General features: G+C 71.5%; 22 protein-coding genes. 12 read left to right on the top strand and 10 right to left on the bottom strand.

Annotated features, from left to right (window positions below; translation table 11 throughout):
* Nucleotides 1-76 precede the first annotated feature (76 nt).
* The 5 genes from ACFWYW_RS49805 to ACFWYW_RS49785 are packed head-to-tail and all read left to right on the top strand — an operon-like array spanning nt 77 to nt 5105.
* Nucleotides 77-643 carry an ATP-binding cassette domain-containing protein gene (locus tag ACFWYW_RS49805; RefSeq protein WP_379621928.1) on the top strand — a complete coding sequence of 189 codons (567 nt, stop codon included), beginning with the start codon at nt 77-79 and terminating at the stop codon, nt 641-643.
* Nucleotides 640-2883, top strand: coding sequence for a YhgE/Pip family protein (locus ACFWYW_RS49800; RefSeq protein ID WP_379621926.1), 2244 nt, complete (start codon nt 640-642; stop codon nt 2881-2883). The genes ACFWYW_RS49805 and ACFWYW_RS49800 overlap by 4 nt, the downstream gene beginning before the upstream one ends.
* Nucleotides 2880-3446 carry a TetR/AcrR family transcriptional regulator gene (locus ACFWYW_RS49795; protein ID WP_379621924.1) on the top strand — a complete coding sequence of 189 codons (567 nt, stop codon included), beginning with the start codon at nt 2880-2882 and terminating at the stop codon, nt 3444-3446. The genes ACFWYW_RS49800 and ACFWYW_RS49795 overlap by 4 nt, the downstream gene beginning before the upstream one ends.
* 23 nt (nt 3447-3469) lie before the next feature.
* Nucleotides 3470-3931, top strand: a complete 462-nt coding sequence (locus tag ACFWYW_RS49790) for an RrF2 family transcriptional regulator (protein ID WP_379621922.1) — start codon at nt 3470-3472, stop codon at nt 3929-3931.
* 22 nt (nt 3932-3953) lie between these two features.
* Entirely contained in the window at nt 3954-5105 is a 1152-nt protein-coding gene (locus ACFWYW_RS49785; protein WP_379621920.1) for an MFS transporter, read from the top strand.
* Between the two features lie 16 nt (nt 5106-5121).
* On the opposite strand, the gene ACFWYW_RS49780 is transcribed toward ACFWYW_RS49785, so the two are convergent.
* The gene (locus ACFWYW_RS49780; RefSeq protein WP_379621918.1) at nt 5122-5988 is read right to left on the bottom strand and encodes a CPBP family intramembrane glutamic endopeptidase; all 867 of its coding nucleotides are present in this window, start codon (nt 5986-5988) and stop codon (nt 5122-5124) included.
* A gap of 95 nt (nt 5989-6083) precedes the next feature.
* On the opposite strand from ACFWYW_RS49780, the gene ACFWYW_RS49775 reads away from it, so the two are divergent.
* A complete protein-coding gene (locus tag ACFWYW_RS49775; RefSeq protein ID WP_379621916.1) occupies nt 6084-6770 on the top strand; it encodes a poly-gamma-glutamate hydrolase family protein in 687 nt (228 codons plus the stop codon).
* 41 nt (nt 6771-6811) lie between these two features.
* Here ACFWYW_RS49775 and ACFWYW_RS49770 read toward each other — a convergent pair whose 3' ends face one another.
* On the bottom strand, nt 6812-8167 hold the full coding sequence (locus tag ACFWYW_RS49770) for a dipeptidase (RefSeq protein WP_379621914.1): 1356 nt from the start codon (nt 8165-8167) through the stop codon (nt 6812-6814).
* 221 nt (nt 8168-8388) lie between these two features.
* Here ACFWYW_RS49770 and ACFWYW_RS49765 point away from each other — a divergent pair, with 221 nt between their 5' ends.
* Both ACFWYW_RS49765 and ald read left to right on the top strand, forming a co-directional pair.
* A complete protein-coding gene (locus ACFWYW_RS49765) occupies nt 8389-9771 on the top strand; it encodes an aspartate aminotransferase family protein (protein ID WP_379621912.1) in 1383 nt (460 codons plus the stop codon).
* Nucleotides 9772-9820: 49 nt separating this feature from the next.
* A complete protein-coding gene (gene ald / locus ACFWYW_RS49760) occupies nt 9821-10936 on the top strand; it encodes an alanine dehydrogenase (protein ID WP_379621910.1) in 1116 nt (371 codons plus the stop codon).
* A gap of 227 nt (nt 10937-11163) precedes the next feature.
* Here ald and ACFWYW_RS49755 read toward each other — a convergent pair whose 3' ends face one another.
* Together ACFWYW_RS49755 and ACFWYW_RS49750 are read right to left on the bottom strand one after the other, a co-directional pair.
* A complete protein-coding gene (locus ACFWYW_RS49755; protein WP_379621956.1) occupies nt 11164-11622 on the bottom strand; it encodes a VOC family protein in 459 nt (152 codons plus the stop codon).
* Between the two features lie 5 nt (nt 11623-11627).
* Nucleotides 11628-11945 (bottom strand): PadR family transcriptional regulator, encoded by a 318-nt coding sequence (locus tag ACFWYW_RS49750; RefSeq protein WP_379621908.1) that lies wholly within the window; start codon nt 11943-11945, stop codon nt 11628-11630.
* A 60-nt stretch (nt 11946-12005) separates the two neighbouring features.
* Between ACFWYW_RS49750 and ACFWYW_RS49745 the strand changes: the two genes are divergently transcribed.
* Nucleotides 12006-12377 carry a VOC family protein gene (locus tag ACFWYW_RS49745; protein ID WP_379621906.1) on the top strand — a complete coding sequence of 124 codons (372 nt, stop codon included), beginning with the start codon at nt 12006-12008 and terminating at the stop codon, nt 12375-12377.
* Between the two features lie 174 nt (nt 12378-12551).
* Here ACFWYW_RS49745 and ACFWYW_RS49740 read toward each other — a convergent pair whose 3' ends face one another.
* From ACFWYW_RS49740 to ACFWYW_RS49725, 4 genes are all read right to left on the bottom strand, one after another.
* Nucleotides 12552-13448, bottom strand: coding sequence for a hypothetical protein (locus ACFWYW_RS49740; RefSeq protein WP_379621904.1), 897 nt, complete (start codon nt 13446-13448; stop codon nt 12552-12554).
* Nucleotides 13449-13582: 134 nt separating this feature from the next.
* Entirely contained in the window at nt 13583-14971 is a 1389-nt protein-coding gene (locus ACFWYW_RS49735) for a sel1 repeat family protein (RefSeq protein ID WP_379621902.1), read from the bottom strand.
* A gap of 57 nt (nt 14972-15028) precedes the next feature.
* Nucleotides 15029-15934 carry a sulfite exporter TauE/SafE family protein gene (locus ACFWYW_RS49730; RefSeq protein WP_379621900.1) on the bottom strand — a complete coding sequence of 302 codons (906 nt, stop codon included), beginning with the start codon at nt 15932-15934 and terminating at the stop codon, nt 15029-15031.
* A 99-nt stretch (nt 15935-16033) separates the two neighbouring features.
* Nucleotides 16034-16258, bottom strand: a complete 225-nt coding sequence (locus tag ACFWYW_RS49725; RefSeq protein ID WP_379621898.1) for an SHOCT domain-containing protein — start codon at nt 16256-16258, stop codon at nt 16034-16036.
* A 133-nt stretch (nt 16259-16391) separates the two neighbouring features.
* Between ACFWYW_RS49725 and ACFWYW_RS49720 the strand changes: the two genes are divergently transcribed.
* Nucleotides 16392-16775: a helix-turn-helix domain-containing protein gene (locus tag ACFWYW_RS49720; protein WP_379621896.1), complete on the top strand. Its 384-nt coding sequence runs from the start codon at nt 16392-16394 to the stop codon at nt 16773-16775.
* 9 nt (nt 16776-16784) lie between these two features.
* Here ACFWYW_RS49720 and ACFWYW_RS49715 read toward each other — a convergent pair whose 3' ends face one another.
* On the bottom strand, nt 16785-17432 hold the full coding sequence (locus ACFWYW_RS49715) for a response regulator (RefSeq protein ID WP_379621894.1): 648 nt from the start codon (nt 17430-17432) through the stop codon (nt 16785-16787).
* Entirely contained in the window at nt 17429-18529 is a 1101-nt protein-coding gene (locus ACFWYW_RS49710) for a sensor histidine kinase (RefSeq protein ID WP_379621892.1), read from the bottom strand. Before ACFWYW_RS49710 ends, ACFWYW_RS49715 begins: the two co-directional genes overlap by 4 nt.
* Nucleotides 18530-18623: 94 nt before the next feature.
* Between ACFWYW_RS49710 and ggt the strand changes: the two genes are divergently transcribed.
* Both ggt and ACFWYW_RS49700 read left to right on the top strand, forming a co-directional pair.
* The gene (ggt, locus tag ACFWYW_RS49705; protein ID WP_379621890.1) at nt 18624-20351 is read left to right on the top strand and encodes a gamma-glutamyltransferase; all 1728 of its coding nucleotides are present in this window, start codon (nt 18624-18626) and stop codon (nt 20349-20351) included.
* Between the two features lie 56 nt (nt 20352-20407).
* The gene (locus ACFWYW_RS49700; RefSeq protein WP_379621888.1) at nt 20408-21931 is read left to right on the top strand and encodes an alkaline phosphatase family protein; all 1524 of its coding nucleotides are present in this window, start codon (nt 20408-20410) and stop codon (nt 21929-21931) included.
* Nucleotides 21932-22301 lie beyond the last annotated feature (370 nt).

Below are 22301 nucleotides of genomic sequence, written 5' to 3'. Positions count from 1 at the left end.
CCCGCGGAGTTGCAGCGCGCTTTCGTGGGTGTACGCTGAAATTTGTACTGACTGGTCAGTTCAAGAGGTGAGTGTCGTGATTGTCGCCAGCGGGTTGGCGGTGGACGGGGTGTTTCCCGAGGTCACGTTCGAGTCCGGGAAAGGGACTCTGACGGTGGTCGCGGGACCGGCGGGCAGCGGGCGGACGAGCCTGCTGCTCACGCTGGCCGGGCGCATGAAGCCGACGGGGGGCACGCTCAGCGTCGCCGGGCACACCCGGCCGCGCGCCATCCGCAAGGCCGCCGCCCTGGCGCTGGTCGACGGGGTGACCGACCTCGACCGTTCGCTCACCGTCCGGGAGCACCTGCGTGAGCGGCGGCGCAAGCCGTACACCCAAGCCTTGAAGAGGGCGGGCGTGGTCGCGGACGAGCGCGCGCTCACCCGCGAGCTCGACCGCGAGCAGCGTGTACGGCTCGGCCTGGCTCTTGCCCTTCTCGACGAGCCCCACGTGATCGTCGCCGACAACGTGGACCTCGGGCTGCCCGACGACCGGCGGCTCGCGGTCTGGCAGGCCCTGCGGGACCTGGCCGCGGCCGGGCACACCGTGGTGGCCTCGGCGGTCGAAGCCCCCGCCCGCGTCGACACCCTGGTGGAGCTGTCATGAAGGCGATGTTGCGCTCCCGGCTGACCAGGGCGGCGCTGGCGGCCGTGGTGGTGCTGCCGCTGCTGTACGCGGGCCTGTACCTGTGGTCGTTCTGGGACCCGCAGGGCAACCTCGACCGGGTGCCGGTGGCGCTGGTCATGGAGGACCGGCCGGCCACCGTGGACGGCAAGACCGTCGACGCCGGCAAGGAACTGGCCGACGAGCTGGCCGATCGCGAGGTCTTCGACTGGCGCCGCACGACCGCTCAGGAGGCGGCCGACGGCGTCAACGACGGCAGCTTCTACCTGTCGCTGACGATCCCGCGCGACTTCAGCGCCAACCTCGCCTCGCCCTCCGACGACAAGGGCACGCCGTCTCCCGCCCAGCTCGGGCTGCGGGTGGACACCGGGCGCAGCTACATCGTCGGCACCATCTCCGACGCGGTCTTCAACGAGGTGCGCTCGGCCGCCGCGCGCACCGCCGTACGCGACTACTTCGACAAGGTCTTCGTCTCTATCGGCGACATCCACGACAAGACCACCGAGGCCGCCGACGGCGCGGGCGAGCTGCGCGACGGCACGGTCAAGGCCGGTGACGGCGTCTCCCGGCTCAACACCGGCCTCGGCAGCGCCGAGGACGGTGCCAAGCGGCTCTCGGTGGGACTCAACAGCGCCAACACCGCCACCGGCAAGCTCCAGAACGGCTCCGCCAAGGTCACCCAGGGCATCGGCAAGGCCACGGACGCGATGGGCAAGCTCAAGAAGGGCCTGGACGAGCTGGGCGACGGCGCGGGGAAACTGGCCGGCGGCAACCGGCAGGCGTACGAGCGGGTGCACGCGCAACGTGGCACGGTCAACCAGCTCGCCGACAAGTACGTGCCGGTGCTCAACGAGTACGGGCCCAGGGTGGCCGAGTCGGCCAACGCGGTCGCCGACGCCGCCGACCAGCTCGCCGACGGTCTGGAAGGGCTGGCCGGGCGCGCCGGTGGCAACGCCCAGGAGGCCGCTTCCCAGGCGCGGGCCGCCCTCGACCTGCTGGACGGCGAGTCCGACCCGCAGTTGCGCGGCCTGCTCAGGAGCACGGCGAACGCGGCGGAGCGCGCCGCCGAACAGGCGGGCCAGCTCCAGGAACGCCTCGGCGGCACCTCGACCCTGCCCGAACGCGCCCGCGAGCTGGCCGGGAACGCGCGCAAGATCGCCGCCCTGGCTCCCGAACTCGGCCCCAAGCTCGACCAGGTCAGGGAGCAGGTCAACGCGCTCGACGCGGGCCTGGCCAAGCTGGCCGACGGCGCGGCGAAGCTGGACACGGGCGCCGCCAAGGCCGGGCAGGGCGTCACCAAACTGCACGCCGCCGCCACCAAGCTCCAGGACGGATCCCAGCAGGTCACCGACGGGATCGGCAAGCTCGGCGGCGGGCTGGTCAAGCTCGGCGACGGCGCCACCCAGCTGCACTCGGGCGTCGGCAAGCTGCACGACGGCGCGGGCAAGGTCGACGACGGCATGACCAAGCTGACCAAGGGCTCGCAGGACCTCGCCGACGGTCTCGGCGACGGCGCCGAGAAGATCCCCGACTACTCGGAGCAGCAGCGCGAGTCCCGCACCGACGTCATGAGCGACCCGGTACGGCTGGCCAAGACGGTCGACAACGAGGTGCCGAACTACGGCACCGGATTCGCCCCGTTCTTCCTGCCCCTGGCGCTGTGGGTGGGCGCGATGATCGCGTTCATGGTGCTGAAGCCGCTCAACCAGCGGCTGCTGGCCGGCGCCTCGGGGCCGGCGCGGATCGTCCTGGCCGGCTGGCTGCCCGCCCTCGCGCTGGGCGCGGCCCAGGTGGGCGTGCTGCTGGCCGTGCTGAGGTTCGCCCTCGGCCTGGAGGCGGCGCACTGGGCGGGCGTGGCCGGGCTGTTGCTGCTGACCGCGGCGGCGTTCATGGCGATCGTCCAGGCGGTCAACGCGCTGCTCGGCGCGCCCGGCCGGGTGGCGGCGCTGGCGCTGCTCATGCTGCAGCTGACCTCGGCGGCGGGCACGTACCCGATCGAGACCTCGCCCGGGTTCTTCCAGACGATCTCGCCGTGGCTGCCGATGAGCTGGGTGGTCTCGGCGCTGCGCCGGCTCATCAGCGGCGGTGACTTGACCGTGGTGTGGCAGGCTTGCGGGGTGTTGTCAGCCTTCCTCCTGCTCGCGCTCGCGCTGACCGCGCTCGCCGTGGAGCGCAGCCGCGTCTGGTCCGTGAAGCGCCTGCACCCGGAGCTGTCGCTGTGAGTCGCGCCGACACCCGCATGAAGGTGTTCGGCGCGGCCGTCGCGCTGATCGCCGAGCAGGGCTACTCGGCCACGACGGTCGACGCGATCGCCGAGCGCGCCGGGGTGGCCAAGGGCACCGTGTTCTACAACTTCGGCAGCAAGGAAGGGCTGTTCGGCGCCCTGCTGGAGCACTCGATCGGCAAGCTGGCCGAGGCGCTGTCGGAGGCGGCGGTGGGCGCGAGCGCGCTGGAGCGCCTGGACGCGGTGGTGCTCGGGCAACTGCGCTTCTTCGAGCAGTACGGCCCGTTCGCCCGGGTCCTGCTGGCCGAGATGTGGCGTACCGCCTGGCAGGAGGCCGTGGCCCAGCTACGCGCGCGGGCGCTCGGCGTCTACGCCGAGGTGCTGCGCCAGGCGGCCGACGGCGGCGAGGTCCGCGCCGACCTCGACGTGGAGACGGCGGCCACGGCCATCTTCGGCATGGTGCTGACGGTCTCGATCGAACGCCGGGTCATGCACCCGGAACGCCCCCTGGAGGAGACGCACGCGACGCTCGTCGAGCTCCTGCACGGCAGGGTCCGCTAACCGGGACGTGTAATATCCCGGTTATGCGGATCGGTGAAGGGGTGGAGTGGGGGCTGCACTGCTGCCTCACGCTCGCGTGGCTCGGTGAGCAGCCGGTGTCGACGGCCAAGTTCGCGACGTTGTTCGAGCTGCCGCCGGCGTACCTGAAGAAGAGGCTGCAGGCGCTGGTCAGGGCGGGCGTCCTCACCTCCGCGCCGGGAGCCAGGGGCGGCTTCCTGCTGGCCAGGGCGCCCGAGCGGATCACGCTGATGGACGTCGTGACCGCGCTGGAAGGGCCGGACGAGGCGTTCCGCTGCACCGAGATCCGGCAGCGCGGAGTGGAGCCGTCCCCGGAGTTCGCCCGGCCGTGCGGGGTGGCCACCGCCATGCGCAGGGCGGAGCTGGCCTGGCGGCGGGAGCTGGCCGGGCAGACCGTGGCCGACCTCGTGGCCACGGCGCCGCGGGGCGCGGCGGCCCGGATGCGTCAGCGGTTCGCACGTCTGTAGTTCTTTTGTGAGGAGAATGGGGATGTCTACTATCCCGATTAGAAGCTGGGTGCTGGCACTCGGGACGTTCGCGGTCGGGACCGACGCGTTCGTGGTGGCCGGGTTCCTGCCGGAGATGGCCGCCGACCTCGGGGTGTCCGAGGCGGCGGCGGGGCAGTCGGTGACGGTGTTCGCCGTCGCCTACGCGCTGGGCTCGCCGGTGCTGGCCACGCTGACGGCCCGGGTGCCGCGGCGCAGGCTGCTGGTCGCCGCGCTCGTCGTGCTCGGGCTGGCGAACCTGGGGTCGGCGCTGGCGTCCGATCTGGGCGTGCTGATGGTGACGCGGGTGGTGGCCGCGCTGGGCGCCGCCGCGTACACGCCGAACGCGGGCGCCGCGGCGGCCGCCCTGTCCGCGCCGCGACACCGGGCGCGGGCGTTGAGCGTGGTGGTGGGCGGGCTGACGATCGCCACGGCGCTCGGCGTGCCGCTGGGCAGCCTGGCCGCGCAGCAGCTCAGCTGGCGCGGCGCGCTCGCGCTGGTGGCCGTGCTCGCGCTGGCCGCCGCGCCCGCGGTCCGCGCCGTGCTGCCCGAGTTGCCCGGCAACCCGCGCGTGCCGCTGGGCGAACGGCTGGCGGTGCTGCGCCACCCCGCCGTCGTGCGCGTGCTGCCGCTGACCGTGCTGGGGATGGGGGCGGCGTACACGGCCTACGCCTACAGCGTCCCCGCGCTGGCGGGCGTCGGGGTGGGGGCGATCGGGCCGATGCTCTTCCTGTACGGCGCGGGCGCCGTGGCGGGCAACCTGCTGTCCGGCTACGCCACCGACCGGTGGGGTGCCCGCCATGTCCTGGCCGCCGGTTACACGGTCATGGCGCTCACCATGGCCGCCCTGGCCTGGCTGGCCGCCTCGGGCGTGCGGCTGCCGGTGCTGGTGGGCGTCCTGATGGCGGCGTGGGGCGCGAGCAGCTGGTGCCAGACCCCGCCGCAGCAGCACCGCCTCATCACGGCCGCGCCCGCGGAGGCCGCGCTCCTGGTCTCCCTGAACTCCTCCGCGATCTACTCCGGCATCGGGCTCGGCACCGTACTCGGCGGCCTGGCCCTCAGCGCCGGAACCCTCTGGATGTACGGCGCCGCCGCCCTGCTCGCCACCCTCTCCCTGGCCTACACGGCCCGGCACGCCGACAGGGGGACGCCGTGAATCAGCGCGAAGGTCGTCATGTCAGCGCTCCCAACAGCATCTGGACGAAGACCAGGTTCGTCACCACGTGGATGAACACCGGCACCCACAGGTTGCGGTAGCGCGACCACAGGTAGCCGGTCAGCAGCCCGAACACCCCCTGGAAGGCGATGATCGTGGCGATGCCGAGCAGCGGGTTGTCGGGCTTGATCCGGGAGGTGTGCATGAACGCGAACAACAACGAGGAGGCCATGATCGCCGGCCACCTGCCGTACAGCACCTCCAGGCGGGTCTGCAGCCACGCCCGGTAGAAGAACTCCTCCAGCACGCTCGCCGTCAGCAGCGTGAGCAGGGACAGCACCACGAGCGTGACCATGTCCGGCAGCTCGCCGTGCGGCGGCGGCGCCAGCGGCCCGATCTGCGACAGCACGAACCAGGCCACCACGGCGGGCAGCGGCGCCAGCCACGTCACCGGCCTCGGGATCGCCCTGGCCTTGGGCTCGCCGCCCCGGATCAGCCGGAAGGCCACGAGCGGGATGGCCAGCAGGAAGACGACCTTCGCGGCGTGGTAGAGCAGCCCCTGGGCGAACGGCGCGGCGATCGCCATGAGAACGGCGGCGCCCACCAGAACCTGCGTCTCCCTGACCAGCCGGGCACGGGGCAACTCCCGCAGGGGCAGCGGCGGCTCGCTCTTGGGTGACACCAGCATCGCCAGCACGATCGCGGCCAGCGCGGGCACGAAGGCGGACCACAGGGAGATGCCGGGCGCGCCGGAGCCGGACGACGGAACGATCTCGGTGTGGCCGGTCAGCACCAGCCAGCCGTACGCCAGGACGAAAAGGGCACCGCCCGCCACCGCGAAGGCGAGGCGAGAACGTGACGTCTGGGACACCGTGGAGCGCATGGGGACCATCATCGCGGGATTCGGTCAGCCTGACAGTCCCCCAAAAGCAGGATGCCCTAGCCTGCTGGTGATGATCTCCGACTGAAAGGTGTCACGTGAAGAGAGCCCTGCCCGTCGCCGTCGCCGCAGTGAGCCTCGTCGCGCTCCTCGCCCCGCCCGCCGCCGCGGCGGACACCTACAAGAACTACGCCGACCTGGCCGCGCACGAGCGCGAGGGCACGGACTACCGGCGGATCCAGCGTTTCCCGAGCGGGGCCAAGGTGGCGCACATCGCCATCCACGGCGGCGCGATCGAGTCGCCCACCACCCAGCTGGCCGACCACGCCGCCGGTTCCAGGTACGCCTTCTACTCCTTCGTCGGCCTCAAGCCCGACGGCAACAGCAAGCTCCACATCACCTCGACCCGCTTCGACGAGCCGCGCGCGCTCAAGCTGGTCGGCGCGGTCGGCACCACCGTCTCCTGGCACGCCGCGGCGGGCGACAAGGTCACCACGTACGTGGGCGGCCGGGACAAGGCGCTGATCAAGAAGGTCAGCCGGGCGCTGCGGGCGGCCGGGTTCCGCGTGGCGGCCGAGGTGCCCCAGGAGATCGGCGGCGACGACCCCCGCAACATCGCCAACCGCAACCGCCGCGGGATGGGTGTGCAACTGGAGATCAGCAGGGGACAGCGGAAGCTGTTCTTCGAGGACGGGAAGCTGGCCAGGGCCTGGGTCGAGGACCCCGCGCACCGGACCAAGGCCTTCTACTCCTACGTCGCGGCGGTCAACCGCGCGCTGCGCTGAGCCGAAGGGCCCGCCCCCGGCCGGGAGCGGGCCCCTGACGGCTAGACGCCGAGAGCGGAGGGCAGGCTCAGCTCGTGGAGGAACAGGGCCTCCGTCGTGGCGATGCGGCGCAGCTCCTCCAGGTCCACCCGCTCGTTCGGGGCGTGGATGGCCGCGTCCTCGTCCTCCGCGCCGAACAGCAGGATCTCCGCCGCCGGGAACTGCTTGAGCAGCGTGTTGACCAGCGGGATCGAGCCGCCGGCGCCCACGTCGCGGGGCGGGCGGCCGAAGGCGCGGTCCATGGCCCGGTTGAGCGCGGAGCGGGCCTTGCCGCCCGAGTCGGCCTGGAAGCCGGAGCCCACCGTGAAGTCGGTGAAGCCGACCTGCGCGCCCCACGGAGTCGCCTGGCGCAGGAAGTCGACGACCGCGTCCACGGTCGTCTTGGGGTCGGCGGCCGGCGGGATCCGGACCGTGACGCGCGCCCTGGCCGCCGGCTGGACGGCGTTGACCGCGCCCGACACCGACGGGACGTCCAGGCCGGTGACGGTGATCGCGTACGACGACCAGAGGCGGTCGGCCAGGCTGCCGGAGCCGACCAGGCTCACGTGGTCCAGGACGCCGGCGGTCTGGCGGAACTCGTCCTCCGACGGGCCCTGGCCCAGGAACGTGCCACGCGGCAGGCCCGGGACGCGGATGTCGCCGTTGTCGTCGTGCAGGGTGGTCAGCATGCGCATCAGCGCCGACAACGCGTCGGGTGCCGCGCCGCCGAACGAGCCGCTGTGGACGGCCTCCTTCAGCGTGCGCACCTCGATGGTGAAGGCGGCCATGCCGCGCAGCGAGGTGGTCACCGACGGGTCGCCGATCTTCGGGTTGCCGGTGTCGGCCACCACGATGGCATCGGCGCGCAGCAGGTCGGGGTTGCGCTCGACGAAGGCCTCCAGGCGCTCGCCGGCGTACTCCTCCTGGCCCTCGATGATGACCTTGATGCCCACGGGGAACTGGCCCTGGAAGGCACGCAGTGCCAGGACATGGCTGATGATGCCGGACTTGTCGTCCGCGGTGCCCCGGCCGAACAACTGGCCGTTGATGAGCGTCGGCTCGAACGGCGGGGTCCGCCACGCCGCCGGGTCACCAGCGGGCTGCACGTCGTAGTGCGCGTACAGCAGGACGGTGGGGGCGCCGGGAGGCGCGGGGGCCTCGCCGTACACCGCGGGGAAGCTTCCCTCGACCGCGATCTGCTGGACGTGCGGGAGGCCGGCGGAGCGCAGCAGTTCCTCGGTTACGGCAGCCGCGGCGTGAACCGGCTCTGCGGGGTGCCCGGGAAAGGCCACGGAGGGGATGGCAGCGAGGCGCTTGAGTTCCTCGACGGCCTGCGGCATCGCGGCGGCGACGGCGCTCTCGATCTGGTCAGGAGTCACGGGACGGTCCCCCGGGTCGGTCTAACAGTACAACTCATTGGATCACAGAAGGTTCCACAGGGTGGAAACCGACCAAGCTAATCTACCTGCGGATTTCGTTGCCGTTACATATAGGTTCTACGGATCTCGGTTTTCTTGCATATTGGTGCGACGCTTTCACTTGGCAATACCCCAGGTGAAAGGGCAGACTGTTGGGAGCTCAGACACGAGGGAAGATAACCATGACGCAGCCGGAATCCGACATCCTCAAGGCCGCGCAAGACAACCTGTGGCTGCACTTCACCAGGCACAGCGCCTACGAGAAGAACGAGATCCCCACCATCGTGCGCGGTGAGGGCTCGTACATCTACGACATCCACGGCAAGCGCTACCTCGACGGTCTCGCGGGGCTCTTCGTCGTCCAGGCCGGGCACGGGCGCAGCGAACTGGCGGAGGCGGCCGCCAAGCAGGCCCAGGAGCTGGCCTTCTTCCCGCTGTGGTCCTACGCGCACCCCAAGGCGATCGAGCTGGCCGCGCGCCTGGCCGAGCACACGCCGGGCGAGCTCAACCGCGTCTTCTTCACCACCGGCGGCGGCGAGGCGGTCGAGACCGCGTGGAAGCTGGCCAAGCAGTACTACAAGCTCGTCGGCAAGCCGCTCAAGCACAAGGTCATCAGCCGCCAGATCGCCTACCACGGCACCCCGCAGGGCGCACTGTCGATCACCGGCATCCCCGCGTTCAAGCAGATGTTCGAGCCGCTGGTACCCGGCTCCGTCCGGGTGCCCAACACGAACCACTACCGCGCCGAGGAGATCTCCGGCGTCGCCGGGATGACGGCGGAGGAGTACGGCCGCTGGGCCGCCGACCGCGTCGCCCAGGCCATCGAGATGGAGGGCCCGGACACCGTGGCCGCCGTCTTCGCCGAACCGGTGCAGAACGCGGGCGGCTGTTTCCCGCCCCCTCCCGGCTACTTCCAGCGCCTGCGCGAGATCTGCGACGAGTACGACGTGCTCCTCGTCTCCGACGAGGTCATCTGCGCCTTCGGCCGGCTCGGCACGATGTTCGGCGGCCAGAAGTTCGACTACGTGCCCGACATCATCACCTGCGCCAAGGGCATGACCAGCGGCTACTCACCGATCGGCGCCATGATCGCGCACGAGCGGCTGTTCGAGCCGTTCAAGAGCGGCGACACGATGTTCGCCCACGGCTACACCTTCGGCGGCCACCCGGTCAGCGCCGCCGTTGCCCTCGCCAACCTCGACATCTTCGAGCGCGAGGACCTGCTCGGCCACGTGACCCGCAACGAGCCCGTCTTCCGCGGCAAGCTCGAAAGCCTGAAGGACCTGCCGATCGTCGGCGACGTCCGCGGCGCCGGGTACTTCTGGGGCATCGAGCTGGTCAAGGACAAGGACACCAAGGAGACCTTCGACGCGGACGAGTCCGAGCGGCTGATCCGCGGCTACCTGTCCCACGCGCTCTACGACGCCGGCCTCTACTGCCGCGCCGACGACCGCGGCGACCCCGTGATCCAGCTCGCGCCGCCGCTGATCGCGGGTGAGAAGGAGTTCGACGAGATCGAGTCGATCCTGCGCTCCGTCCTCACCGAGGCGTGGAAACGCCTCTGACACCCTCCGTCCGGCACAGCGTGGTGCCGGAGAACGAAAGGAACGACCCATGAAGATCGGCGTGCCTGCCGAGGTCAAGAACCACGAGTATCGCGTCGCCGCCACCCCCGCAGGAGTTCACGAACTCACCCGCGGTGGCCACGAGGTCTTCGTCCAGCGTGGTGCCGGACTCGGCTCGTCCATCACCGACGAGGAGTTCCTCGGCGCGGGCGCGAAGATCCTCGACACGGCCGACGCCGTGTGGGGCGAGGCGGACATGGTGCTCAAGGTCAAGGAGCCCATCGCCCAGGAGTACCACCGCATGCGCGAGGGCCAGGTGCTGTTCACCTACCTCCACCTCGCCGCGGGCAGGGAGTGCGCCCAGGCCCTCCTGGACAACAAGGTCACCGGCATCGCGTACGAGACCGTCCAGGTGGGCAACGCCCTTCCGCTGCTCGCCCCGATGTCGGAGGTGGCCGGTCGGCTGGCTCCGCAGGTCGGCGCGTACAACCTGATGCGGTTCAACGGCGGGCGCGGCGTGCTGCCGGGCGGCGTGCCCGGCGTCTCGCCCGCCAAGATCGTCGTGATCGGCGGCGGCGTGTCCGGCCTCAACGCGGCGCAGATCGCCGTCGGCATGGGCGCCGACGTCACCGTTCTCGACACCAACGTCGACCGCCTGCGCTTCATCGACGCCATCTACCAGGGCCGCCTCAAGACCCTGGTCTCCACGTCCTACGCCATCGAGCGCGAGGTCCTGCAGGCCGACCTGGTGATCGGCGCGGTCCTCATCCCCGGCGCCAAGGCCCCGACGCTCATCTCCAACGAGCTCGTGTCGCGCATGAAGCCGGGCTCGGTGCTCGTCGACATCGCCATCGACCAGGGCGGCTGCTTCGAGGACTCCCGCCCGACCACGCACGCCGAGCCGACGTACATGGTGCACAACTCGGTGTTCTACTGCGTGGCGAACATGCCGGGCTCGGTGGCCAACACCTCCACGTACGCGCTGACCAACGCGACGCTGCCGTATGCGGTCAAACTGGCCAACCGGGGGTGGAAGGCAGCCCTCCAGAGCGACCCGGCCCTCGCCCTCGGCCTCAACACCCACAACGGCGCCCTCACCAACGCTCCCGTGGGGGTCGCGCTCGCCATCCCGTCGGTCCCTCTCTCCGAGGTTCTCGCCGCGTAGTTCTTTCTCCCGCTTTTCTGTTACGGCCGGCCCGGTTGCCCCCACCCCCGCACGGGGCTGGGGGCATTCCAGGGGAACGGCAGGCAGGCCGCGCGTGGCGGGCCACCGTAACGTGCGCCCCGCCGGCCGGGCCCTTCGGCATCCACCCCCGGGGCTCATCCGCCACCAGCCGTCCGCGTGTTCCCGTTGGGGATTGCCGGTAACCGGCGGCGGCGTTTGGTCTGTTGTCAGCCGGGGTCGTCTGTTGGGTGGGTGGGTTCTTCGGGGGTTTGCCGGAGGATGTCGTCCGGGGTGAGTTGTTCCCGGGCCGTGGTCACCGCCCACCGGTGGCCGAACGGGTCCCGGATGACCCCGTACTTCTCCCCCCAGAACGCCTCCTGCACCGGCATCTCCGAGACGGCGCCCGCGTCGAGGGCCCGCCGTTCGACCTCGTCGGGGTCGTCGATCTCCAGCAGGATCAGCACCGGACTGCCGCCCACCGTCGGCGGCGCCAGCGCGCCCAGTTCGGGCGTCTCCTCGCTCACCAGCAGCCGCCCGTCGCCGACCTGCAACTCGACGAAGAGGATCGCCCCGTTCGGCAGCGTGTTCCTGAACACCTCGACCGCCCCGAACGCGGCCTTGTAGAACGTGATCGCGCTCTCGGCGCCGAGCACGAACAGATGCGGGCTCAGCCCCTGCGGCCTCATCGTCGTCACGTGACCAGTCCAGCCTCTCGTGCGGCCGTCACCATGCGGGCCATGAGCTCGGCCTCGGCGCGCGCGGCCGCCTCGCCCGCCCGGGTCAGCCGGTAGTAGCGGCGCCGGGCGTCGTGGGGGGCTGCCGGATCGCCTTCTTCCGTCTCTTCCACCAGTCCGTCGGCCAGCAGTCTGCTGATGGTCCGGTAGAGCGTGCCCGGACCCAGTTTGACCGCTCCGCCACTGACGTGCTCGACGAACCGCATGATCGCGTAGCCGTGGGCGGGTTCGCCGGCCAATGCCAGGAGCACGTGGAACCCGGCGGTGGTGAGCATGCTTGACACCATAACACCACAATGGTTATATCCGATCTGGATATAACCAAGGAGAACATAATGACGATCAACGTCAACAAGGTCACGCTCTACGTCCAGGACCAGGCCGCCGCCCTCGACTTCTGGACCCGGAAAGTCGGCTTCGAGGTCACCACCGACCAGCCCTACGGCCCCGACGCCCGCTGGATCGAGGTCTCCCCGCCCGGCGGCGGCGTCGGCCTCGTCCTGTTCAAGGCCGGCCCCGACTGGCCGGCGCTCAGCCAGGACCAGCCGAACTACGTCCTGTTCGACACCGAGGACATCGTCAAGACCCACGAGAACCTGGCCGCCCGAGGCGTGACGTTCGACGCCCCGCCCAAGCAGGAGCCCTGGGGCTGGTCCGCCGTCTTCCTCGACAACGAAGGCCACCGCTTTCACCTCAGCCAGCGATGACGCCTTGTGTCCATCCGGTTTCGGGCTGACTTTCCGTTACGGCTCCGCCCCACCCACCCGCCCCGCCGACGTGGGCGCGCGGCTGTCGAGCGATGGTCGTGAGGGCTCACGGGGTCCCCGCCGTAACAACTCCGCCCTGGGCCGGCTACGCCGCGAAAGGTGCGCAAGGGTTGGCTACAAGGGGCCGTAGAACAGGCGGAGGCCGGTTCTGGCGTCGAGGACGGGGCGGTCGCCCAGCGGGGTGCGTAGTTTGACCGGGCGCTTCTCGATCGACGCCCATCCGGAGCACGCCGCCCCGTACGGCTGGACGCGCGGCTCGACCACGACCGCGTCCGGTTCCTCGCGGACGTTCATCCCCAGCAGGCGGCCGCACTTCAGGTGGATGAGGTGGATCGTCAGCGTGCCGTCCGGCGCCTCCTCGAAGCTGCCGTCGAACGGGGTCGTCGGCCCGAGACCGGGCGGCATCGGGTCGACCGCCGCGTCGGTCACCGCCACCTGCCGGATCGGTCCCGGCAGCCCGTCCACGTCGAAACGCCAGGCCGGCGCCTCGGCCGGACCCCGGTGCGTGCGCACGGTGACTGTCTCCATGGTCACTCTTGTCACCTTCGCCTGCCGGCAGTTCGCCGGGTCCTTGCCCGTCTCCTCGCTGCGCCGTTCCCGCTCCTCCTCGGTGATCCCGCCCTGGCACACCGGGTTCACCGACGGCCTGCCGGGGATCTCACGGGGGTTGGCCACCTGGTAGGCGGCGAGGTCGGCCGGGATGAGCGGCACCTCCAGCGTGCGGCCGTCGGGCCAGCGGACCGTCCCCGTGGGCGGGCTCGTCACGGTGGGCTTGTCGTAGACCAGACCGAGGTCCGGGTTGCCGAACCTGGCCGCCGCGACCTCGGGTGACATGATCGTCAGGTTCTGCCGGGGGTTGAAGCCGGACTGCCATATCCCTCCCGGGCCCGCTCGCCAGGTCATCAGTGCCCGTTCGGCCCGTCCCTCGAAGGACGCCGACGGCCCCGCCTCGTTCCGTGCGCCCGGCACCACCGCGGCCACGAGCACCAGGATCACGAGATATCTGATCATCAATCCCACCTAAGATCACACGCTCACCCTCCCTAAGACGCGCCACACCCGTCTCCGGGCTCACGGCTGGGGGTGATCGCCTGATGATCTGTGCGCCCGCCCAATGGAGCTGTGCGCGCGCCCAGGCGGCGGGGTCAGCGCAGGCCGAGGCGGGTGCGGAGGTCGCGGGCCGTGGCCAGGACATGCGTGACCTCGCCGGGGCTCGGCCACGGGGCGGAGCCGGGGCGGATCAGGGTGGTGCGGATCGAGGCCAGGTGATCGATGGCGCCCGCGTGCAGGCCGCTGCGTTCGACCAGCCACACCACCACGTCGGCGTGGTCACGCAGCGGACGGGTGACGAGGTCCCAGGTGCCGAGGATCTCCGTCAGCTCGGGCACGCTCAGCGGGACGCCGCCGCGCCGGCCGGTGGCGGCGGCGGCGAGTTCGGCGCGGGCGTGGAGTTCGGGTTCGGCCAGGCGGTCCCAGGTGGGCTGGGGCGGGTCGGCGAGCCACTGCTCGGCCTCGTGGTTGTGGCCCGCCGCCGACAGCAGGCCGCCTAGCTCCATCGCCGCCCTGTGGTGGCCGGACAGCGCGGCCTGGCGGAACCAGTGCTGGCCCCCGGCCAGGTCGCCGAACTCGGCGATCAGCAGCAGGCCGAAGTTGAAGGCCGACTCGGCGTCGCCGCTGGCCGCCGCGCGGCCGAACCAGTGGCTGGCGGCCGGCGAGTCGCTGAGCTCGACGCAGACGAACCCGGCCATCCGCTGGTCCTCCAGCCGCCCGGCGTTGGCGGCGCGCTCGAACCAGGCGCGGGCCGTGCGCAGGTCGCGCCGGGACAGGGCGATGCCGCCGAGCTGGGAGGCGGCGCCGGGGTGCTCGCTCTTGGCGGCCAGCCGGTAGTAGGCCTCGGCGCCCTCGGGGTCGCGGCTGGCCTGCAGGAACAGGCCGAGGTGGTAGGCGGCCTCGGCGTGGCCGCCGCGCGCGGAGAACTCCCACCACTGGACGGTCTCCTCGTCCTCGCCCGCCGAGTACGCGAGGAAGCCGAGGTCGTGGCCGGAGGCGACGTCGCCGTCCACGGCGGCTCTGCGGTGCCAGTCGCGGGCCGCGGCCTGCTCGCCGGCGTCCTCGCAGAGCAGCGCGAGCCGGCGGGCGGCGGTGCGGGAGCCGGCGCGGGCGGCCTTGTCGAACCAGGCCTTGGCGCCGGCCAGGTCACCGCGCTGCTCCAGCAGGAGCGTGGCGAGGTTGAGCGCGGCCTCGGCATCGCCGGTGCCGGCGGCCAGCTCGTACCAGGACACGGCCTCCTCCAGGCTGCCGTGCTTCTCGTGCCAGACGCCCAGGTTGTAGGCGCTGTCGATGTTGCCGGCCGCCGCGGCGCGCTCCCACCAGTGCCGCGCCGCGGAGCGGTCGCCGCGCTGGGCGTAGAGCTTGCCCAGGCGATGGGCCGCCTGCGGGTCGCCTGACTGGGCTTCCGCGATCAGCTCGGGTTCGTCTCCGGTACGGGGCGCCGGAACGGCCGCCTCCGCCACCTCTCCTTGCCACCACGCCATCCACTCAGCGTGACATGTAATCAAGCGACTGCGGAATGTAATCGCGGAGCTGGTGCACTAGGAGAAGCGAATGAAACCGGTGTACATGCCCATGGAGCAGACGTATCGCAGGGTGCCGGGGGGCTGGGGCGGGAGCCGTACCGTGGCGGGGAGGGTGTGGTCGCGGCCGGCGAGCGTCACCGTGCGGGTGCATCCTTGGTCGGCCAGGTGGAAGGTGACCTCCACGGGTACACCCGCGCGGGCCTCGACCATCGCGGGACGGTAGCCGTCGCGCATGGCCCAGATGTCCACCTTCTGCTCGCCGCGCGCGGTCATGGCCAGAGCGGGTGCGGGGGAGGTAGGCAGCCAGCCGCCCAGGCTGACGCCGGAGCCGATCGTCCAGAGGCCGACGGCGATCGCGGCGAACCCGGCGAAGGCGGCCAGGCGGGTCCGGGACAGCCGTCGCAGGATGTAGCCGAGCAGGGCGAACGCCGGTGAGGTGCCCACGACGAACCCGGCCATCACCGCCGCCCCCGACAGCGCCGAGCCGGTGGAGACGGCAACCATCTCGGTGCCGAGCGTGACGCCGCACGGCAGCAGGATCGTCGCGGCGCCCATCACCGGCGCGGCGGCCCGGCGCGGGGTGCGGTGCGCCGCGCAGGCCGCGCGCCGCCGGATCAGCCGGACGGCGAAGGCGATCACGACGATCCCGGCCGCGACGAGCAGTCCCGCGCGTGCCTGCGGCGGCAGTTGAACGGCGGAGCCGAGCCAGCCGAGCAGCGCCCCGGCCAGCACGTACGCCGCCAGCCGTCCGGTCAGGAACTGGGCCACCAGCCAGGGCCGTGCCCTGCCGTGGCCGCACTTCTCGCAGCATCCGCCGCCGGTGAGGCCGACGAGCAGGCCGCCTTGCACCGCCGTACAGGAAGCGGTCCCCGCCACCAGTCCGGCGGCGAGGCCACTGACGAACAGTGCGCCCGGCCCCATGCTCAGGGTGAGGGGGCCGGGGTGTCGGGCCGCATAGACGCAGCGTAACCCGCGCCTGTCAAATGCAGCCAGTGACACTTCTTTCACTCTGTGGAGCGCTTAGGAGCGGAGCACCGACATGCGCTCCATGTACTCGTCGTCGCTCATCTCGCCGCGCGCGTACCGCTCGGCGAGGATCTGCTCGGCCGACGCCGTGGGACTGGCCGCCGCGGTACGGCGCGGCCCCCACCGGCCGGTGCGCTTGGCCCAGATGACCAGCCCGACCACGGCCACCCAGAACAGTCCCCAGAAAACCGGGAAGATCGGAAAAAAGTGTCCATACATGCCGTTCTCCTCCTTCGGTGTCGTACCTCCAGAGTCGATGGGAAACCGGGCGGGCGAATCAGACACCGGTCGCGCTCCCCTGTACATCGCTGGCCGTATCCCTATACTCCCGCCTTGAGGGGAGTGATAGGGAGTGGATTTCACCGTGAGCCAGGTCGCCGACCTGCTGGATCTGCACGTCAAGACCGTGCGCGGTTACGTCCGCGACGGCCGGCTGAAGGCCGTGAAGGTGGGCAAGCAGTACCGGATCTCCAGGGCGGACCTGGAGTCCTTCACCGGCGCGCCCCTCGCCTCCCGCCCCAGCCAGGACCGCTACGTCGAGGTCTCCACGATCGTCCAGGTGGACGCGGTCGCCCGGCACGACCTGGACCGCCTGAACACCGCCGTCATGGCGACCGCCACCGGGCTGCGAGTGGAGATGATCTACAACGAGGAGCGCGCCACGCTCAAGGTGATCATCCTGGGCGATCCCGGCCGCACCGCCGACGTCCTGCGGCTGATCGAGGCGCTGACCTGAGCGTTCTCCTCAGAGCCAGCCCGGCTTGACCAGCCCCGACTCGTAGGCGATCACCACGAGCTGCGCCCGGTCCCTGGCGTGCAGCTTCATCATCGCCCGGCTCACGTGCGTCTTCGCCGTGGCCGGAGACATGAACAGCTTGCTCGCGATCTCGTCGTTGGTCATCCCGGTGCCCACCAGCGCCAGCACCTCGCGTTCCCGGTCGGTGAGCTGGTCCAGGCCCTCGGTCGAGACCGGCGCCTTGGCCCGCGTGGCGTACTCGGCGATCAGCCGCCTGGTCACGCTCGGCGACAGCAGCGCCTCGCCGTCGGCCACCACCCGGACCGCCTGGATCAGCTCGGCCGGCTCCGTGTCCTTCACCAGGAAGCCGCTGGCGCCGCCGCGCAGCGCCTCGAAGACGTACTCGTCCAACTCGAACGTGGTCAAGATGATGATCTTCGGTCCCGGCGGCATCTGGCGGGTGGCGGTCAGGCCGTCGGTGCCGGGCATCCGGATGTCCATCAGCACCACGTCGGGGGTGTGCTGGGCGGCCAGCCGTACCGCCTCGGCGCCGTCGGCGGCCTCGGCCACCACGCTCATGTCGGGCTGGGCGTCCAGCAACGCCTTGAACCCCGCGCGCACCAGCGCCTGGTCGTCGGCGAGCAGCAGCTTGATCATGCGTTCTCCTCAGGTAGGGGCAGCCGGGCCTCGACCTGGAAGCCGTTGCCGACCGGGCCGGCGACCAGCGAACCGCCCAGGGCCGCGGCCCGCTCGCGCATGCCGGGGATGCCGTTGCCGCTGCCGTCCTCCGACAGCGGGGCGGGCGAGGTGGCGCCCGTGTCGGTGACCAGGACGGTCAGCTCGGCCGTGCCGTACTCCAGCCTGACCGTGACCTTCGCGCCGGGGGCGTGGCGCGTGACGTTGGTGAGCGACTCCTGCACGATCCGGTACGCCGCCCGCTCGACCTGCGCGGGAAGGGGCCGCGAGCCCACGCGCTTCAGCGTGACGTCGAGGCCGGAACGCTCGATGAGGTTGTCCAGATGGTCCAGGCCCGAGGTGGGGGAGCGCGGGGCGCCCTCGCGCAGCACGTTCAGGACCGAGCGCATCTCGCCGAGCACCTCCTTGGACGCGGTCTTGATCGTGGCCAGCGCCGTCCTGGCCTGGTCGGGCTGGTCGTCGATGAGGTGGAGCGCGGTCGAGGCCTGGACGTGGATGAGCGAGATGTTGTGCGCGAGCACGTCGTGCAACTCCTGCGCCATGGTCAGGCGTTCCTCGCTGGCCTGCCGCCTGGCCTCCTCCTCTTCCGCCCTGGCCCGCTCGGCCCGCCGTTCGCGCAGGATCCTGACCAGCTCGGCCACGACCATGAGCAGCATCATCGCCGTGGAGATCCACACGGCGTGGAAGAGGCTGCGGTTGCCGATCACCCAGGCATAGGCCTCGAAGAAGCTGAACGTGCCCGCCGCCAGCAGCCACGCGACCAGCCGCCGGCCGTCGATCACCAGCCAGAACAGCATCACGCCCGGCGTGAAGAAGATCGGCCCGTAGGGATAGCCGCCGGCCAGGTACGCGGCGGTCACGAGCAGCGTGATCACGGTCGTGGCGACGGGGTAGCGGCGGCGCACCAGGATCAGCGCCGGACCGATCAGGAGCAAGGAGTAGGCGTACCAGTCGAGCGCCGCCCGATCGAAGCGCTGCCCCCACTCGGCGCCCTGGCCGATCACCACCTGGGCGACGGCCAGTATGAGCGCCAGATAAGGGTCGAGTCGGGACTTCACGGTCCTACGCTATTTCAGCTCCCTGACCAGCGCATCACCTGGATGTGGCAGGGGGCCCTACCACCGGAGGCGTACCTGGGCCATCGTGGAGACCATGCGCCGAGTGATCGTTCCCGCAGCAGCAGTCCTCGTCACGCTCACCACCGCGCCGCCCGCCACGGCTGAGCCCCAGCAGAAGGTCCCGGTCGCCGAGGGGTACGGCGGCGCCGTGTCCACCGTCGACCTCGACGCCAGCAAGGCCGCGGTGGCCGTGCTGAAGAAGGGCGGCAACGCCATGGACGCGGCCGTCGCCGCGGGCGCGGTCCTGGGCGTCACCGAGCCCTACTCCTCCGGGCTGGCCGGAGGCGGCTTCATGGTCTACTACGACGCCTCCCGCCGTAAGGTCTACACGATCGACGGCCGCGAGACCGCGCCGCGCGCCATGACCTCGACCTCGCTCGAAGGCATCCCCTTCGACGAGGGCGTCACCAGCGGCCTGTCGGCGGGCGTGCCGGGCACGGTCGCCCAGTGGGAGACGGCGCTGCGCCGCTTCGGCACCATCAGCCTGAGACAGGCGCTCAAACCCGCCATCGACGTGGCCTCCAAGGGCTTCGTCGTGGACCAGACCTTCCACGACCAGACCGCCGCGAACGCCGCCCGTTTCAAGGACATCGCCTCCACCGCCAAGCTCTACCTCCCGAACGGCGCCCCACCGCCCGTGGGCTCGGTCTTCCGCAACCCCGAACTCGCCGACACCTACCGCGAACTGGGCAGACGCGGCACCGGCTGGCTCTACAACGGCCGCCTCGGCCAGGAGATCGTGGCCACGGTCAAGAAGCCGCCGCTCACCCCCGGCACCACGCGCAACGTGCGGCCCGGCCTCATGGAGATGTCCGACCTGCGCGCCTACCGCGCGCTGATGCGCGAACCCACCCACATCGAGTACAAGGGCCTTCAGGTGTACGGCATGGCGCCCCCGTCCTCCGGCGGCTCCACGGTCAGCGAGGCGCTCAACATCCTGGAGGCGCTGCCCAGCGTCGGCCTGCACGAGTACCTGGAGGCCTCCAGGCTGGCCTTCGCCGACCGGGGCAAGTACGTCGGCGACATCCCCGGTGTCCCCATGCGCGAACTCCTGTCCGACGGCTTCGCCAAGGAACGTTCGTGCCTGATCGGCGAACGCGCCATGGCCCACCCGGCGGCCCCCGGCTCGCCCGACGGCTCCTACTCCGACTGCGAGCGGCCCACCGGCACCGCCCCCGACGTCGCCGACGAGGGCCCGGAGACCACGCACCTCACCGTCGCCGACAGGTGGGGCAACGTCGTCGCCTACAACCTCACGATCGAGTCCACCGGCGGCAACGGCATCGTCGTACCCGGCCGCGGCGTGCTGCTCAACAACGAGCTGACCGACTTCACCTTCGGCCCCGCGCCCGGCGACCCGAACCTGCCCGCCCCCGGCAAGCGCCCCCGCTCCTCGATGGCGCCCACTCTGGTGTTCAAGCACGGCAAGCCGGTGCTGGCCGTCGGCTCGCCCGGCGGGTCCACGATCATCACGACCGTGCTGCAGATCCTCGTCAACCGCTACGACCTGGGCATGAACCTGCCCGACGCGCTGGCCGCACCCCGGGCCACCCAGCGCAACACCGCCGCCACCCAGGCAGAGCCCGCCTTCCTCGCCCAGCACGGGGCCGCCCTTGAATCGCGTGGGCACGTGTTCGCGCCGAACCCGGAGATCGGGGCGGCGACCGGGCTGGAGTTCCTCGGCCGGGGACGGATACAGGCGGTCGCCGAGCCCGCGCGGCGCGGCGGCGGCAGCGCGCTGGTGGTGCATCCGTCACGATGACCGAAGCCGGGAGGGATGCGCCTGGGCCTGAGGCTGGGTCACAGGGTCGGGCGTCGGTGCGGCATGTCGTTGTGCTGATGCTGGAGAACCGGTCGTTCGACCACATGCTCGGCTACCTCGTCCATCCCGATCCCGGGTATGACGGGTTGCGGGGCGGCGGGCCGTACACCAGCCCAGGCTGGGACGGCGGCCCGCCCGTGGCGGCCTCAGCGGACGCGGGGCCGCTCGCCACGATGGACTTCGACCACTCGCACGACGCGGCGATGGAGCAGTTGGGCGGCGGCTGGGTCAGCGCGCACGAACGCAAGGCGCGCGGGCTGGCCGAGCCGCGGTTCGGCGGGTTGCTGGGGCCGCTGATCGGGTGGCTGTATCCGAAGTTCGCGAAGAAGGAGCCGATCTTCGGAGTCGGGCCGGAGGTGATGCGCTGCCAGGACCCCGCCGGGGTGCCGGTGCTGGCGACGCTGGCGCTGGAGTTCGCGGTGTGCACGCGGTGGTACTGCTCGGTGCCGGGGGAGACCTGGCCCAACCGCAACTACCTGCACGCGGCCACCTCCGACGGCATGACCAACATCCAGCCGCGCTTCTACACCGACCCGACCATCTTCGAGACGCTCGAGGCGGCGGGACACGGCTGGCACGTCTACCACGACGACGTGCCGCAGGTGTGGGCGTTCTCCAACCTGTGGAACGGCGCCGACCGGATCGCCCGCTGGTTCGACATCTCGGAGTTCACCGCCCACGCGGCGGCCGGAGAGCTGCCCGCGTACTCCTTCATCGAGCCCAACCACCGGCCCCCGGTCCGCCTGAACGACCGTCCGTCCAACAGCCAGCATCCCGGCAACAACCAGATCAAGGACCAGGTCGGCGCCTCGACCGACTTCGCCCGCGCCGAGTCGCTGATCGCGGCCGTGTACGAGGCGCTGAAGTCCAACCCCGAGGCGTTCGGCCAGACCGTGCTCGTCATCACCTACGACGAGCACGGCGGCCTCTACGACCACGCCCCGCCGCTGACCGGCCTGCCCGACCCCGGATCTTCCCCCGGGCTGCTGGCCCGCATCCTGCGCCTGCTGGCACACAAGAAGAGCGCCGCCTTCGACTTCTCCTCCTCGGGCGTACGGGTCCCCGCCGTGATCGTCTCCCCCCTGATCCCGAGGGGCACGGTGAGCACCACCCCCATGGAACACGCCAGCGTCCCCGCCACGCTACGCGCGCTGTTCGCCCCCGAAAACCCGCCCCTGACCACCAGGGACGCCGCGGCCGGCCGCTTCGACCCGCTCCTGACGCTGCCCACTCCCCGCACCGATCTCCCCGACCTGACCCGCTACGTCCTTCCCCTGGGCGGCGCGTCGCCCGCCGGCAGCGACCCCGCCCACGACACGACCGCCGCCGCCCAGCCCCCTCGGGATCACCTGCCCGACCACTGCCGCGACCTGGCCGTACTGGCCCGCCGCGTCCGCGCCCGCCTCCGCGGGCGTCCTACGGTGTTCGCGGGGCTGAGCTGGCGCGCCCGCGACCACCGAGCCCTGGCCCAGGCCCTCCCCGCCTTCCGCACCGCCGCCACCAAAGCCCGCCAACCCTGACCCCAACCCCCCACACCCCAACCCCCACACCCCAACCCCCACACCCCAACCCCCACACCCCAACCCCCACACCCACGCCCACACCCACACCCACCCACACGCCCGCCCGCACGGCACCGCAGCGTGTCCCGGGCACGCCGTACCCCCAGGACACACCTCGCCCACGGCACGCCAAGCCCTCGCTCCTTAGACGCGCCCAGGTACCGGGTGCTGCGTCCGGGGACCCGCCGCATCCCAGGGCGCGCTGTTGTCCCAAGAGCGCGCCCCACAGACAGTGCTCCGAGCGCCGCCTCCCACGAGGCCGCGCTGTCTGCCGCACCGGGTTCCGGGCCGGGTGCAGGGCCGCGGCCCCGGGGCACGCCCCAGGGCC

This window comes from Nonomuraea sp. NPDC059023 (assembly GCF_042740095.1).
Lineage (GTDB): Bacteria > Actinomycetota > Actinomycetes > Streptosporangiales > Streptosporangiaceae > Nonomuraea.
Note: the sequence above shows the minus strand (reverse complement) of the source record. Positions and strands in the feature narration are given on the sequence as shown.